Annotated in this window: 10 protein-coding genes; all 10 read right to left on the bottom strand. The window is 43.2% G+C overall.

Annotated features, from left to right (window positions below; translation table 11 throughout):
• Positions 1–33 precede the first annotated feature (33 nt).
• Positions 34–1,164: a TIGR02584 family CRISPR-associated protein gene (locus tag KW548_07965; GenBank protein ID QXX07864.1), complete on the bottom strand. Its 1,131-nt coding sequence runs from the start codon at positions 1,162–1,164 to the stop codon at positions 34–36.
• A gap of 91 nt (positions 1,165–1,255) precedes the next feature.
• Positions 1,256–2,926 carry a hypothetical protein gene (locus KW548_07960; protein QXX08008.1) on the bottom strand — a complete coding sequence of 557 codons (1,671 nt, stop codon included), beginning with the start codon at positions 2,924–2,926 and terminating at the stop codon, positions 1,256–1,258.
• Between the two features lie 76 nt (positions 2,927–3,002).
• A complete protein-coding gene (locus tag KW548_07955; protein QXX07863.1) occupies positions 3,003–3,662 on the bottom strand; it encodes an OmpA family protein in 660 nt (219 codons plus the stop codon).
• The gene (locus tag KW548_07950; protein QXX07862.1) at positions 3,662–5,902 is read right to left on the bottom strand and encodes a hypothetical protein; all 2,241 of its coding nucleotides are present in this window, start codon (positions 5,900–5,902) and stop codon (positions 3,662–3,664) included. The genes KW548_07955 and KW548_07950 overlap by 1 nt, the downstream gene beginning before the upstream one ends.
• 2 nt (positions 5,903–5,904) lie before the next feature.
• Positions 5,905–6,252, bottom strand: a complete 348-nt coding sequence (locus KW548_07945; protein ID QXX07861.1) for a hypothetical protein — start codon at positions 6,250–6,252, stop codon at positions 5,905–5,907.
• 4 nt (positions 6,253–6,256) lie between these two features.
• Positions 6,257–7,342 carry an HNH endonuclease gene (locus tag KW548_07940; GenBank protein ID QXX07860.1) on the bottom strand — a complete coding sequence of 362 codons (1,086 nt, stop codon included), beginning with the start codon at positions 7,340–7,342 and terminating at the stop codon, positions 6,257–6,259.
• Position 7,343: 1 nt separating this feature from the next.
• Complete coding sequence (locus tag KW548_07935) at positions 7,344–8,054, bottom strand: OmpA family protein (protein QXX07859.1); 711 nt, start codon at positions 8,052–8,054, stop codon at positions 7,344–7,346.
• 2 nt (positions 8,055–8,056) lie between these two features.
• Positions 8,057–9,811, bottom strand: a complete 1,755-nt coding sequence (locus KW548_07930; protein QXX07858.1) for a hypothetical protein — start codon at positions 9,809–9,811, stop codon at positions 8,057–8,059.
• 395 nt (positions 9,812–10,206) lie between these two features.
• Positions 10,207–12,270 carry a hypothetical protein gene (locus KW548_07925; GenBank protein ID QXX07857.1) on the bottom strand — a complete coding sequence of 688 codons (2,064 nt, stop codon included), beginning with the start codon at positions 12,268–12,270 and terminating at the stop codon, positions 10,207–10,209.
• Positions 12,252–15,869, bottom strand: a complete 3,618-nt coding sequence (locus tag KW548_07920; protein QXX07856.1) for a hypothetical protein — start codon at positions 15,867–15,869, stop codon at positions 12,252–12,254. The genes KW548_07925 and KW548_07920 overlap by 19 nt, the downstream gene beginning before the upstream one ends.
• Between the last annotated feature and the right edge of the window lie 30 nt (positions 15,870–15,899).

Raw genomic sequence — 15,899 nt, 5'->3', positions numbered from 1 at the left:
AACACCTCCGTCTAAAGACTGTTTTTTCATTTTCTATTTATCATTCCATTGCAGTTGGCATTCTTCATTCGCCAAGACTACCCAATAGCGCTGTTCACCATTTTCTGGTTTTGAGCGAATCATCAATTTATCAGATGTTTGAGATGGTAGATGGTTCTTAAGCTTACGATTTATATTTGAACAGATTGGCTGGAGGAACTCCCGCTCCATTCCCATTAACGACGAATAATCACCTGCTTTAAAATCTTCTGGCGTCGTTTTAAAGGTATTAAAAATACGCGGATCCGTCGCGACATCACAGTAGGTGTGCAAGAAACTCATACTATGCTCTTGGTTCTCTTCAAAATAGCGGTCAACCAAAAGCCCACTCTGACCTTTGTGATAAAGCCAAACATAAAATGCCATTTCTTTCGCTGTCAGTTTTATATCAACCCCTAAGGTCGAGATTAACTTCGCAGACAAATCAATGGAGACATTCAACTTGTGCTGGTGACCAGAATTAAGCATCCCAACCGTTTGGCTGAATGATAGGTTCGCTAACGACGCAAACACGCCCGGTTCTATTGAAGCTCTCATACGAACAAATGGAATTTCGGCCAGAGTTACCGTGGCTTTGCTCAGATCTACCTCCCCCTGACCATGTTTGCCAGCGACCCACTTCGGCTTTTTGGTTGGATACCAAAAATCAGGTACAAACTCGTATTGGTCGTCAACAAATACATGACTGAGCGTGTCATGCTCACGGCCAAACATCGACATCGCATACCCAAAGTAAAAGGCCATGGTTTTACGACCACCAGCCAGCGATGCATGAATACTCACATTTTCCTGTTGCGTAAGCTCATAAACTTTACGCGTAATGAAATTCGCCATTGAAGTCTGGTCTTCTATCGACTTAGCATCATCAATGTACTCGCCGTTTTTATCTTCAATCAGCCAGATATGGCTTTGATCAAACTTAAAATCTGGCAATGAGTATTCATCTTTTAGAGCCTTCAAGTGACCATCACGAAACAGACCATTGGTCAACGCCTCAAGGCTACTTTGGGTCGTGATGACGTACACTTCTTCAGGAAATGGTCGACCGCTTTGATGAAGGGCAAATAAGGTTTCGGTGAGTACTTGCGGGCTAGCGCCCGTTGTCGATAAGAGAACGTTTTTCATACTGTAATCTGAAACGAAGTTTGGCAAATTTTAAAACTTAGCTTCGCCAGACACCACGTTTCAGATCACGTTTAGTTGCTATTAAATGGCGTTAATATGCAATTCGAAAGCGATCTGCTGTTTCCATCGCTTCTTTGTGCCCTTTAGCGGCCGCTTTGCTTACCCATTCCTCACCATATGAACGTGTTTTCGCGTCACTTTTGCTACTGAGCAGCATCGCCTTACCAAGTTGCCACATTGCCTCTGAGTTCCCTTGGTTTGCTGCTTTTCTGATAAATAACTCGTAGTCGTCCTGATTGCCAAGCTGTTTAGCCATCAGCGCTTTTGATAAGTAAAGCGTACTCTTCTTCTCTAAACCAACAAGCTCACCAAACTTGCCTGTTTGCAGTTCACTCGCCCAAAAGCTTTCGACCCAAGACTCCAGCTTCTCTCTGCGCTCTATGAGCATTTTTTCATCGGGCTCAACGACTAAACCATGCCCTTGTTGATACTGGTTTACCTCTGGTGGTAGCCCTCTGAAATAAGGAATGTTTGTGTTCGGGGTAACCTCGAACTTGGTGCGTAACAACTTCTCAAGAAAATATTGCCACGAAGGCAAATGGTCATGAACATCTAGCTGAGACATGGTGCGAATCTCGGCAATGGTCAGAGCCTTGCTGTCAAACAGCCGCTTTGAATACCATGAATCATTCTTGAAAAAGCGGGTTTCACTTAGTGCCCCTCGAAGAAACTCTACAGCAATCGTCTTACCCAGTTCAAAAATATAAACTTCGGTATCTAGTGAACCAGTTTCATCAATATCATCAACAAATGGAGGAAGGCCTCTGTTACGCGCTTTCACAAAGTGGAAACTGTTTTTCGGCAATAACACACGAACTCGCTCAAATTGAGCACTGTAATTGGACCAAAACATTGAACGACTGCGAATTTGGCGCGTTTGGTTTTCTGTGAAGCCTAGTTCCTCTGCGGCTTGCTCCGAATACAAAGCCGACGAGATAGAACGTAAGTCAAAGTAATTCGATAGATTGAACTTCTTCTTAAGAATTTGCTTAGCCGTGATGCTTAGCTGATTCCAGTAGTTTTCATCTTGATTGGGTAAACACTGAGAAACGATCAATTCTTCACACAATTCACCGTAATTAAACTGAGCAAATTTAGTGATGAAAGATTCACAGAACGCTACTCTCTGCTTAGTCGTTTTAAGGTTAATGAAGTTGCGATGTAACCAAGTGTCATTTGTTTCACTTAGGTCCCCTTCGTCGATACAAGTCAACAGGTTTGCGCTGACTTTTTCAGCGTAATGGTTTGCCTGTGGCAAACGCAGGTATCGGATAAACTCAGGAACCGACCTATGCTGTTCATAGCAATACTGCACCAGCTGCGGAAAGTCTTGCTTCTGCAACGCGAGCAGCCAGTCAATTTTCCTAGCTTCCAAAGGTGCAAGGCCCTTAGCCGTCCGAGCAATGTGCATGGTTTGAGTGAGATGATTGACGATGCTAGTGGGTCGCCCGTCTATGGATAACGCCACCTTAAACATCACAATATCACCAAGGACATGATTGGTACCAATCGTCGACCAAGCGGCGATACAAGACTCGACATTTTCATCTTCTGTTTGCGCATCCCACTGTTTTTGATCTTCAATCACATCGAGCCACTCAAAAATAGATATCTGGTCGCTTTTCCCTTCTCTGACTAGGCGAACCATTTCCGGTAAACGCTTGGCAGGAAAACTGGGTAAAGTAAACTCGCCCATCTGCATCTCCAGAAACTCATCAAAAGAGAGACGTTCTAAACGAGTGTCTTCGGGTAGTTTCGGCTGCGAAAAGGAATAATGACTACTTTTCAACTGGCTGAACCTCCGAGAAATTGCCTAGGAACTCGTCATCCTTAAACTGGAAGCGGAATTTTACCTTTCTGTCCGAAGCCCGCGCTTGTTCCTGGTCGGCTTCTATAGAACCCCGTCCGGAGATAACGACTTTGTCAAAAAAACGCTCCTGATTATCAAACGTCATCGACCTGACAAAGGCAATGACACTGTTAGCACGCAGAACGCTCAATTCCATATTTCGATTAAATGAGCCTTCAGAACTAGAATGACCTTCAATAACGATGCGGCTGACTTCGTCGGCGGTTGCCTCAGATTGGAAAATCACCTTGGCGTAAATCGGAATAAACGTGTTTAAAAACGCTCTACCTGATGGTTTTAACCTATGGTCATTGAGATCAAACAAAATGGAATCTGTGATTGAAATATCACCCGTGTCAGAATCGGCTTTGACCTCAATTCCTGCCGCATTTAGCGCATCATTGATCCCTTTAATGATCACAACACGAGTATTCTGACTCTCCTCATACACCTCTGATATTTGCACTAGTGCGCTTATCAGCAGGAGTGCAAATATCATCAATAGTACCGACATCAAGTCTCCGACAGAGAGCCAAACACCCGACTCTTCAGCATCAGCAGTCCGAGGTCCTGTCGCTAATCCACGCATTATGCATTCACCTCATCTTCTTCTCGCTGATGGCGCTGTACTTGTGAGTTAATCAAATACCCTGCGGCTTGAGACAGTTTGTTGTGAATTTTACTTGCAGACTGATCGAAATCATTAAAAAAGCTTTCGAAACTTTCATTGGCACGAGAGAAGTAGTCATCCATGGCTTTGGGTAAATTCTCAGTGACATCAGCAAAGGTCGCAGAAGCCTGAGCATACTCTTTCTTCAACGAAGCGATTTCTCGACTCATAGAGTGAGCAGTATCTTGGAGCTCTGCCATTTTCGCGGCTTCATTCAACCCAATAGCCTTAGCTACGCGCTCTAAAGTGACAGCAGATGCTTCTAATTTTTCATATTGCGCGGTCAGCTCTTGGAGTAAGTTGTGTCTCGCTTGATATTCGCTTTCAAAAACGCTCCGGAAGTTATCGACAACCTCGTTTAAGCCATTACGCTGCTTGCTCAAGCTATCTTCAAGAAGGTCGTTCTGCTGTTCGAAGTAACGCGTCAGCTTATCTTGGTACTGTAAGCGGAACGCTTCAAGTTCACTCTGCACCGTTTCAGACATCGACTTCACTTTAGTATCGATATCACCTAGGCCCTGTTGTAGCTCCGATTTTGCTGACTGCATGACCTGACTCGCTTCGTCGCCTACAAGTGTGATGGCTTCAGCCTGTTGTTTGAAAATGGCTTGCGAGTTCTGAACCAAGTCAGTGATTCTGCCCTCCATTTCGCCAAATAACTTCGATTCCTCTTCTCGACGTATTTTTACTGATAACTCAAAGTCGTTTTGCGCTTGATTCATCAGCTCGGAAGCCGTTTCACCCGTTTGAGTCAAGACGGAAGTTTGATTTTCAAAGGAAGTGGAGATCTCAGAAAGCAATTCATTAATACGAGTGGTCACATTGTCAAATAAAACGTTTTCTGCCCTTTGACGCTCATCTAATGCTGCTTCTAGGGAGTCTTTCATACCTTCAAACGCACCAGCCGCTTTCTCAGCGCTTCGTTCAAAAGCAATTCGCTGTGAATCCATTCCCTTAGATGCATTGCTCAGCATAGTGTTAACCTCAGAAGCGATAGAGGTCATCGCACCCTGCGTGTCCTTTTTGAAGCTGTACAGTATTGCTTTTAGAGATTCAGCAAAGTCTTGCAACTTCGTCATGGTCTCTTTTTGGAACTCATTAATTGTATTTACTGTTTCCGAGGTGCTTGTAACGACTCGCTCAATGTTGTGGTTCAGCTCGGCGGCAATCTCATTGCTCTTTGTTACTGCGTCACTGGTTTTGTTTAGCTCTTGCGTGACGGGTTCAATCAATTCTGATTTCATTTCTCGAATCAACAACTCGACCAGTTCTTGCTGTGATTGCTCTTTAATCTCTTTTAAGGTCGACAGTTCTTGCTTAATTTCACCGAGCATAGGCGTCATCGTGGTTTCGATTGACTCTGCTAAGGCTGTCGATATCTGCTTCGCAACAACATCGCCATTGAATGACAGACCCAATTGGGTAAGTGAACGACTGGTTGCTTCCAGCGTTTCACCTACAGACTCCATAGCCTGAGACGACCTGAGCTGGGCATCAAGCACTTCTTGCTGACTGTCATTCGACATGTTTTTCAGATAGTAAATCGCACTGGCTTCAAAATATTGAGCTGACAGTGTATTGACCAGTTTTTTCTGTGCTTTGGCTAAAAAACTGGATGACATTTTCATCCACACCATAAACAACGCTGAGGTGCCCAGACCCGCTAGCGAAGTATAAAAGGCGGTTTTCATACCTTCTAACAGCTCAGCAGCTGACGCTAACAATGCTTTAGAATCCCCTGCCATGGTAAACTCGCTCAGACCTAAAGTAATGCCTAAGAAAGTTCCCGTAATACCAATACTGGTCAGCAGGGCTGGAATCAGCTTATAACGTGAAGAATCGATTGAAGGTAACATCAGTGAAATCGGAGACTTGGTTAACCACAAGTCGCCATTGCTTTCAACGACTAACCCATTGGGGCTGGGTGCATAAACGAGATGGTCTGTCACCCAAACCAATTGCTCCTGCTGCAAATGTTCTGGCTTAACTACATTCGATTGAGCTTTTGGTTTAATCTCCCCAATCGCCTTGTACAGGTTCCTAGCATTAAGGGTGGCTAAAAGCTCTCTTATTGAGAAGAAGACAAAGACAGTAAAAGTTATCGTAATGATCGAATCCGTTATCCAATCACCAGAAATAAAAGCTAAGTGGTCGTACATATTTAGTTGAACCTATTTTTTAGCAATTGAGTAATTTCTTGCTGTGTTAAAATTTCTTCGGCGATACGCACAGGAAGGTGTTCTGCGTCATATCTTTCACACCCATTGACAACAATGGGCCTATTCAAACGAACGCTGTACATCTCTTCGTCCTGCGAGTCATTGTCCGTCGCTTTCAAAAGATAGGTTTCATTAGGAAACTCTCGCAGCAGCGTTGCCTGCAATGAAGACTTTGTATGCCTGAGAGATTGAGTCGCAGCAAACTGATTACCAAACTCCTCTCTCGATAACTTCCAGGCATGATTGATCGCGATTATCCTTTCCAACATTTCTTCTAGCTTAACCTGCATTTACTTAGTGCCTTAAGTTGTAAGCTTGTGATTTATAATTTTCCAAAAAGTCATTGATACTGACCACCTGCCATCCATTACTGTTCGCATCTTCAATATCATTCATTGATATCGCGACACCAAATTTATGCCTTGGCCACGCAAGTTCTAGGCGTGCAGCAAAGTCTCCAAAATCATCTTGAACAAAGTAGTTAACTTCTGGAAGTTTCAAGTAGGCTTGGCGGCATGCATGCAGCACACCGTGAACACCAGGGTCAGACAAATCAAACAACGCCTGCCAATCACCTAGCTGGTCCAAGAGAGATTGCTGTTTACGCAGGTCGTTAATGGTTTGGCGTTCCCTGTGGCTTACCGCCATGTGGGAATGCATAGGCTGCTTGCTGTGACAATCTATACATAACGCTTTAAGGTTCTTTGGGCGGTTGTCAGACTTCACTCCGCTTACATGGTGCACATGAAGAAGATGACGATGTGAGCGAAGGTTGACATCACATTGTTCGCAAGTGAAATTCTTATCAACGCGATAATGTGAAGAGACTTTGGTCCAGTCCTCGCTGTATCCTGTTTCCGCAGTCTCTGCCTGACGAGAAGGCATGTGGGGGAAGAAAGAGCTGTAGGTAGCGAAGAACTCTCCCATATCAAACGTGTTGACAATAGATTGAATATTAGTCGTGGTATTGCAGCCTTTATAGTTCAACATTTTTAAGCAGTTCTGACACACCTTCAACGGCGCTCTGCGTTCGCCATAAGCGGTCGCTATCGTAAATTCCCCCGACGTATCATTAGTCACCACATAACGTTCGAACCTCCCGTTTGCCCTCATTCCCTGAAGGGTGCGGCAATCAGCCACATGGAAGCGGGCAGATGTGCCATTGTCTTTAATGTATAAAGAGACATTGCGCCCTTTATAACTAAGGAGGCCGGAGTCAATATCCACATCTTTTAGTTCAACGTCTTTACCTTTGGCGAGTTCTAAATCCAGCTTTTCAATACTGGTTTCGACAAACGCTAGATTAAACTCGCCTTTCTTTTTCGGCTCCATCAACTCAATGGCAGCATTTAGGTTTTTGAAGCTAATACTCAGTTTCAAGTTAAACCTCTTCCAAGATCTTACGAATTTGCTCTTCTGCATTTGTTATAACGCGGAACGATACACGTCGGGATTTCTGTTCATCTTCATTCCCAAGCTTATCTAGAATCAGCTTTGAAGAGGAATAACCAACCGCCGCTACGTTCTGCTTAACCCAGTGGTAATGTTCTACGACAACGGGTTCCAAGCTCATGATGTAACCTAATACTGCTCGTGTTCGTGATTGAGATAGACGCATATTGTTAAAGTAGGCTTCATAATCGGTCGAATCTTGATTCCATCGGCTTGATGTATGACCTTCTATTTTTATCTCTTGGATAATTGGCTTATAGCTATCTAACACTGACAGATAGCGTGGTATGAAATCATCCAAGATCAGTTGGAAGTTTTCATTGAGATCAGCTCGACCATTTGCAAACAGTACATCAGGCGCAGTAAAGTTTACGCTCAGTGTCTCTCTATCTATCTCTGCTCCCCACTTTATCAAGTCTTTTTCAAACTCTTCGTGGAGTGAAACGTAAATGGCTTGCTGGGTTTGTTGATAAGTTTCAGCAACTTCTTTAATTTTGTCGCGCTCGACCATGGCATCTCGCATTAGAGCAACAGAAATGAAGAGAAAAACCATCATCAGACCTGCCATTAGGTCTGATACAGACATCCAATGCTCACCACTATCGCTGTGCTTTTTGGTACTTCCAAAAACCTTATCCATGACTACACTGCCATTTTGCTGCTTGTAACAACGTTATTCATTTCACGAACCAGCTTTTGGTAATCACGAGTGAACTGTTGAGTGATGGTTGCTAAGGCTTCACCCATTTCACTCATGGTGCGGTTAATCTCTTGCTGCATTTGAAGATCAAGCACTTCAACTTGCTTCTCTACAGCACTACCAGTTTTACCAACAGAATCAGTAATCTGGTCTTCTAGACTATCAAAGGTTCTGCGTACGGCTTGGGCTTGTACTTGGAAGACATCTTCTAGCGTTGTTTCTAAACGCTCATGAAGCTTAGAAATTGCCGTTGTGGTTTCTTGCTGAATCTCTTTCGTGCTGTTTAAAAGCGCTTGGTTTGCGTCTTTTAGTACTGTCCCCGTATCTTTTGCATCATCTTTTATCTCAGCGACTAGAACACGCAGCTGACTATTTAGCTCAACCATAGAGTCTTCCAACTGTTGCTTAATTTGTTCAGCGTTGTCGGTGAGATAAGTTGCACTATTTTGTAGCGCACCAGAGGCATTGGTTACGTTGTCTGTAATATCGTTAGACGCTTCCGCTAAGCGACCACCAATTTCTACCGCTCGACTTTCAAGCTCATGTGAAACTTTGGTTGCACCTTCCTCAAGATTTGTGCGCATTGATTCAACACTTTGGTTTGCCGTCGTACTGAAGTTATCAATAATCTTTTGTGATTCAACCAACATAGAGTCGTAATGGGTTGAAGCCGCTTTGACGGAATCACCAATAACAGACATAGTGCTATCCAGCTGTTCCTTAATTTGAGGCATAGCCTCGACAGCTTTATCTCTTAGGTCTTTAAATGCCTCCAGTCTGTGTTCTAACTCCGAAACTTGGCTATGACCTAATTGCATAACTTGGTGCAGTTTTTCCATTGTTATTGGAATGGATTCGGCTCTCTCATTGATGCTCGCTACCGATTTTTCCGTTGAAGAGATTGCCTCCACCCCAAGCTGATATTTGTTCGCCATGTCTTCTAGCTGAACTCGGTAGTTTTCTTGCCAATCGACTAGCTTTTTCACTGACTCATCTAATCGCTTAAAGTTTTCGCCAAATTGCTCCGTCAACTTATCATTGAACTCAACTATCACTTCTTTTAAGGCGTTAACAACCTGCTCAGTTGCAGACTTAGACAATAAGGCTCCAAACTCATCCATTTTTTGCCATAGTGTGGTTTGGAATTGTTCGCTCGTTTCTACGGCTTGCTCCATATGACGAACGAGTGTCTTTTGGCCGTCGTTGATATCTGTCCGAAGGTTCTTAATCTGTGTGGTTAGGGAAGAGTCCTCATCACCTTTTATCGCCGATAGAAGCTCATTGGATGCATTTAACTGGGCCGACATCACTGAATAGATTTCTTCAGGGCCAACGCTCTTTAGCGCTGCTTCATCTTTCTGTGGGACCATTCCCAAAATGGCCTTATAGGCGATCGAAGCTGCCATACCAACCAAACTGGTTAAAAATGCCGTTTTTAAACCTGCCAGTAACGACTCAATACTTCCATCAATATTGGTCGGATTAAACTCCATCAGGCCAACAACAATACCCGCAAAAGTACCAAGGATACCAAGAGAGGTCAGGATGTTGGTCGTACTCGCAGTAAACCTAGGAGCACGACCTAAGAAGGCCAGTATGCTGGAGCCGATGAGCAATATAAAAATTGAGTATATAAAAGCATCAGAAATCGCATCCGCAGAGTAAGATGCAATAAAAGTAGCGATTGTACTTGTCATTTCTTAATAACTTGGTTGTATATAAAGGCGACGATTTTAGACCAAAAAATTGACTCAAGCTATGATTCAAAGAACAACTTATGTATGCAACAAGTATGTAAAATAAGCGACGTCCCTTTTCTAATACACGTATAAATTCATCAGAGAGTAACCAAATAGTCAGTATCTTGATGAGGCAGCGGTTACCACTATTTCCATGCGAGAATTAGATTCTATTAATCACCCTCCTTTAAACAACTCACCTCTATGATGAGCTAGATATGGCTTATGTTCGCGCCTGATGTTAAACGACATGTCTTCGCGCAGTCCTATTACCTCGGGAGCTTCAAGATAATCAGAGATAAGCACCTTGCCGTTGTCGTCAAAGCTTGAAGGGACAGGCGCTATATTAATCTTCAAGATTTAAAACGCTGCATCTCAATATACTCGCGCAGATGCTTAAATGGATAAGGTGTTACGGTTGGTAGACGATGCCTTAAGTGATAAACGTCAAACAAGTTTTCTACCTCTTCAGGTAGTGCATCAAACGAATGTTTTATCAGGTATAAATGGCTAAGAGTTTCTATTTTGCTTTGTGGGCTGCCTTTGCCACCAGCAAAGTACATCCCCTGATCTCGGTTATAGAAGAAACCTAAAGATGCATTAAAGAATCCCTCACTTTGTCCTCTCATCGATGTTTTTAAGAAGAATCCTTGTTCGCGCAGCCAATCATAGAATTGTTTTTCATCATTGCTTTTGTATGCAATTGTCGAAAACTCATCAAACGGTACAGGGGCCGTATCATCCCATTCTGACAATATCGCTCTCAGTTTATTTATTACTCTACTCTCTGGGTTTTCTTCAATGAACTGAGTCAACAATGCAATCGGAACATCTTGTGAACGCCCTTCTTTGAGTTCACGCAATCGCTCAGCAACCGCTTCAAATTCCGGCAGCATTTGGATACCGGTATCAATGAAAATGGCATAGTCACCTGAGTCCGGCCAATAAATAAAAGGGGAACGTTGATACCCTTGAAATACTTGCCATTTATCATTACCCAAATCGAGTTCAATATCCTCAAGCTCCTCTTGAGTTGCTTGCGTATATTGCCATTCATTACCCACTAACTTGGACGCATACACTGGCCAAGGCCCGTCTCGTACCTCTAAAGACTCGCCTTTCGGTCTATGAGGCATGTAATAAACACATTCTTCAGACCCGCTTGGGTATTCAATCAAGTGTTTTCTTGTGTGGACTTCTAGCTTGATAAGTAGTTCTTTTAACAGCACTTCCACCACGTGTCGGTTTGGCTGGCCTTTACGGTTCCATAAGCGCTCTGGGTAACACGATTGAAAAACTGTGTCTTGGTACTTTTTGCGATAAACCTGATACGGGTCTTCTTCAGCTGACTTGTAGGTGTCTTTGTTGTCAACAATTAGGATATTCAGTGCACCACGAATAGGAGCTTCGGCAACTTCTGCGTTTATATCTAGATGCTCGATACCATGAAGCAATACCAATGCTGCATCAGTGTCTTTATCTTCAGTTAAATCACAGATCACCAAACGATGTTCTTTCAACGCATCAAACAGCCCGACATAGTGATTTCTAACAATCGTATCTGAAACAAATTTGTGCTTTTCTCCGGGAATCCGCTGCAACTTCACGGATACTGAATCGCCATAAGCTTGCTTAAGATCTTGCATGAACTGTTCAAGAATACCGACCTTAGACAGTTGAAAACCGCTATAAGATTCTTTGGTTATATCAATCGCCTGAATTCGATTCTTCGCATTAGAGTAAAGCGGCTTCTTGATGTAGTCGCCCTTTATGGATTTGCTTACCAACATCCCCACATCATCAAGTTGATAACGTGTAGCAAACTTTGCCTTTTTCTGTATCTCTCCGTTCTCTAACGTAAACCAAGACAAAGGGGAAAACGTTTTGGCACTCATTGACAGTGTTTGTTTAAATCCAAGGGCTGCACATGGCGCTAAATCGATTTCCACGGTCGTTAATTCATAGCCTGAGTGATCTTTCGGTAACTTTTTGCTTTTGACTAGATAATATAAACCTTCACTTTCAAAGCGTTTTATCCCTGGCGCCGTATCACTCAATACTTTTGGAATCGCTTTGAACAGTAAACGAGCCAGCTTCCAGGTTGGAAGCTCAGCAGCGCTACTGGGTTTAATTGCCAAAGAGGTATCTTTGAGTTCTAATTTTTCGTCCTTGGGTAACAGCACCCAATAACACGCTTCTTTATTGGCACCTTTGACTAAGCAATAAACACTTCCTGATTTATAGATTTCAGACGCTAATGTTACTAAACGCTTAGGTCGTTCCAAGAAGTCTATTCCTTTATAACTGACACAGTAAATTGCGAAGTTTCTATCAACCCAATCAGTGTCAATGGATATTTGTTCCACTAAGGTTGATAAAGGACCGTGTGAGGAAGGTTCTAGCTGTTGTGTAACCATTTTATCAACTCCTGTACTGCGGTTAGGTTAGTGTCGGCATTGCTATCATCAATTAGTGCCGGAATTTCAATAACTTTAGCTAACTGTGGTGAGGTTTCTACGAAACACGAGTTCAAATATCTAATCGGCTTTGAGGCATCCCCCAACGCATTCACGTAAATAAACTTCGAAGGTCCAAACTCTTCTTCTACTAATGAAATTTTCGAACTGTAGCCTTCGCTGCTTTCATTGCCTTCATGCTTCCAGTATTTGCTGTCTAGCCAGATCGGTTGCTCAACCCCGGCAAATTTGACTCTATTGTCAAATCGCTCGTAAATAGAATGTGGAACTTCTTCAAAGCTAAAATCGAATGCTGTTAGCACCGCCTCTACCGCTTGCTCGCCCAATGCTCCCTTATAGATGTTGGTAAACATAACTGGCGTCATCACATACGCTTCTTTTTGCCACGAACAGGCAAAACCTTTGTGTTCAAACCACGGCCTCACATATTGGTTCTGAACTAACGTAGCGAGGCTGCACGCTTGCTCTGAAACTATCTCGCCAGTAGGCACTCTATCAAAAAACTCGAAGGCATTAGGATCACCATCTAAGTTACCCTGGTAACGGTAATACCCTTTGGTCATAGACTGTAAGTACAATCGATTGAATCGGGCAGGTTGAGAGGCAATCGTAGGATGGCGAAGTAACTGAACTCTAATGTCTTGCCACTCTTGAATATCATTATCAGATGCAGGTTGATTATGTAGACGACGAACTAGGGCCTTGATTGACTGCATACCGTCTTTGTTGTTTCGTTGAGCAAGATTAAACAAACGACGAATACCTCGATCCTCAACTTTCGCCTTGTTCGCTGATTGCGCTTTATCAACCAAAGCAACATATTCGTGCGAAAACAAGCTTGGCTCTCTACTCTCTTCCGCCAGAATTTCCTTCAAACCGGAATCAGCAAACAAGAGAATTTGTTTTCGTTTCAGAGATGTTCTCCCGGCTCTTCCTACCGCTTGCTCAATGTATTTCCTTACCGCGCTTTGGTAGTCACTTGTTTGGTAATATTGCTGTAGAGAGCGCTCTCTGCTCATGCCCATAAGTTGCTGGCGACACCAGCTTTCAGCACTTCTCGGCGACAACTCTCCGTTCTCTTGCAAAGATAAGATTTGGTGGAACTGACAAAGCTGGTTAGCAGTATGCGAGTAATCATCTGACAGGAGTAGCTGAGTAGGTTTTTCAAGATAAATACTGTCTATATCGCTTCGCTGCTGTGGGCTATAACTGACATCGGCAACGGATATTAGGCTTCCACCTTCCAACGCTAAATTGACTGCATAATCAGGGTTTTTACCAGCACCCATTGAAGCATATGTACTGAATACAACGACTTTCCCTGCTTCTGTGTTTAGGTGATTGGAAATTTCATCGTAGCCAACTAACCTCATCCAATCAGCGTTCACGCCCAAAAATGTCTTGGTTGGAACACTAAATTCTTTCGCCCATTTATCACAACAGAACTGGATGAAATCATTAATATCCTGACGTGTTGTATCAAGACTCCGGTTTAACAGTGACAGCATATAACGATTATCAGGAACTGAGATAAATGCTTTAATACTCGCTAAGAGCTTAGACAGCCAGCTCCGAACAAATGCCTGCTGTGACTCATCAATACCGAGATGGTGATTTAGAATAAAGTGGCTTGAACGAGCTTCTGGCTTGTATTCTTCTAGCAAAGTATCAAGAAACACATCTCGACTATTAAGGTATTTGACCGTTAAAACCACACCGTTATCTTTATAATTGCGCTTACTATGATAATAATCATTTACCCGCTGCTTTTGCTCTCTAGACAAAGATAGAAGCTTTTTACCCAAACGCTGATTCAAGTATTTAAAATCAAAGTTATGTATTACGGTGTCTGCTCTCGCTGTTGCACTTATACCGAGAATGAAAGCTCCGGCATCAACCATATCCGCCAATACGCCCGATGGTGACAGATTTAAGAAAGATGCTTTACAATTTACGGTATCGCGAGTCCCCTGATTATGAGCGACTTCCACAAGTTTCATTCCGGTATGATGGTAGCTCTTGCTAGAACTTAACTTGCTCGCTTGCCCACCAGCCGATTGCCTCAGCCCCCTAGTATCAAATGACTCGTACACAGCAGACTCAAATTCTTGCAAGTTAAAGTGGGTGAGCAGAGATTGAACAGCTTCTTGGAACGTTCCTTCTAGGCTTCTATTTTCACGCCCTTCAATTTCAAGACTGCGAACGTTCTCCCAGTACTGAAACACGGCTTTACGCATTGTGCCAAGAAACCACTGGTATATAACATCCGCTTCATTGACAAAGCGGGTTAAAAGCCCATTTTTTTCAATGAGAGAACCTTCCACTTTCTCTTCACTAAATATGAGATTCTTCTGTCTCAATAGATCTGATTTTAATGACAGCTTATGAGTGGCACTGCTTACATGCGTGAAGCTTCTATCTGAAAACAACCGAACAGGTCGTTCATTCAAGTTTGGTCCTTCCGTATTAAACGCAAACGCTAGGTTCCACTTGGTGCCAAACTCTTCGAGTCGCTCACGTAGTGGTTCAAACAGGTCTTCAATCTTGTCGTAGCGAGGCGAACTCTCAAGTTGGTGATCTCGAAAGTTTGCTCTCAGAGTTCTTATAGCCCAAATTAAGTCCTGCGCTTGTTGCTTACACAGTTCGGAAAGGATGACTTGATTCTGCTTGTCAATTTCATCAATGATAAGCACCGCACCACTTAAATCGCGCAATGGACTATAGCGCGAGCGAGTATTGTGGAAACCTTTCAGAAATTTACTCGTCGTTAAGAAAACAACATGAGCGCTTCCATTGCGGATTTTTTCTCCCGGCAGGAGTGCTTCAACAGAGGTCAGTAACGAGCCATTCAGCGAGATTTTATCGGCCCCTTTTTGTTTCTTTTGCAACCGGGCAACTAAATTACGGTAGAAGTAACCTGCTTGCCTACTTAAAGAAACTTTAACTTCTGGCTTGCTCGCATGATGCCTTAGGCCCGAGATAGCGCTCCACTCTGCTTTAGCATCGCGCTCAGCGTTCAAGTCAAACCCAGTTAACACTTCATTTATGACAGCATCAGAACATTGCAATAACTGCTCTGACTGGTTAGGTAAGTGGACTATTTGCGCTTTCAGGTACTCTTGCTGTTCTAGAGTGAAGCGAGGTTCACCTCTAACTGTCTGCTTTTCAATTAACTTCAACAAGTCTGCTTTCGCGCTTACCACATTATCTACTGAATCAGTAACGTAATACAGCAAGCGTTTGGATTTGTTGCCGGTATTTTCTTCTTTCAGCTCGCTTCGTACTTGCTCTAACATCTGCTGGAGTAAGAAATTTAGTGCCGTGTAAGTTTTCCCGATTCCGGTCTGAAACGGTAATGGAAGCAAAGCACCAGATTTAGCACCATTAACTTTAGTGTGATTTTCGAGAGATTCAGTAATCACAAGATCAAGCGGCGATGGATCGGGAACAAGCTGAAAATCAAAATGAGTAAACTCTTCTATAGACACGTTCATGCAATATTCCTCCGGCAGTTCTTGATGTTTTATTAACCAAACCATAGTATGACGTCATCAACGACAGGTAAACAC

The sequence above is a fragment of the Vibrio neptunius genome (genome assembly GCA_019339365.1).
GTDB classification, from domain to species: domain Bacteria; phylum Pseudomonadota; class Gammaproteobacteria; order Enterobacterales; family Vibrionaceae; genus Vibrio; species Vibrio neptunius.
The sequence above is the reverse complement of the archived record's forward strand: the minus strand, read 5'-3'. Positions and strand labels throughout refer to the sequence as shown.

Excerpts from the sequence above, each read along its gene's own strand:
- KW548_07965 (QXX07864.1), bottom strand. The coding sequence starts at position 1,164 with ATGAAAAACGTTCTCTTATCGACAACGGGCGCTAGCCCGCAAGTACTC.
- KW548_07960 (QXX08008.1), bottom strand. The coding sequence starts at position 2,926 with ATGCAGATGGGCGAGTTTACTTTACCCAGTTTTCCTGCCAAGCGTTTA.
- KW548_07955 (QXX07863.1), bottom strand. The coding sequence starts at position 3,662 with ATGCGTGGATTAGCGACAGGACCTCGGACTGCTGATGCTGAAGAGTCG.
- KW548_07950 (QXX07862.1), bottom strand. The coding sequence starts at position 5,902 with ATGTACGACCACTTAGCTTTTATTTCTGGTGATTGGATAACGGATTCG.
- KW548_07945 (QXX07861.1), bottom strand. The coding sequence starts at position 6,252 with ATGCAGGTTAAGCTAGAAGAAATGTTGGAAAGGATAATCGCGATCAAT.
- KW548_07935 (QXX07859.1), bottom strand. The coding sequence starts at position 8,054 with ATGGATAAGGTTTTTGGAAGTACCAAAAAGCACAGCGATAGTGGTGAG.
- KW548_07930 (QXX07858.1), bottom strand. The coding sequence starts at position 9,811 with ATGACAAGTACAATCGCTACTTTTATTGCATCTTACTCTGCGGATGCG.
- KW548_07925 (QXX07857.1), bottom strand. The coding sequence starts at position 12,270 with ATGGTTACACAACAGCTAGAACCTTCCTCACACGGTCCTTTATCAACC.
- KW548_07920 (QXX07856.1), bottom strand. The coding sequence starts at position 15,869 with ATGGTTTGGTTAATAAAACATCAAGAACTGCCGGAGGAATATTGCATG.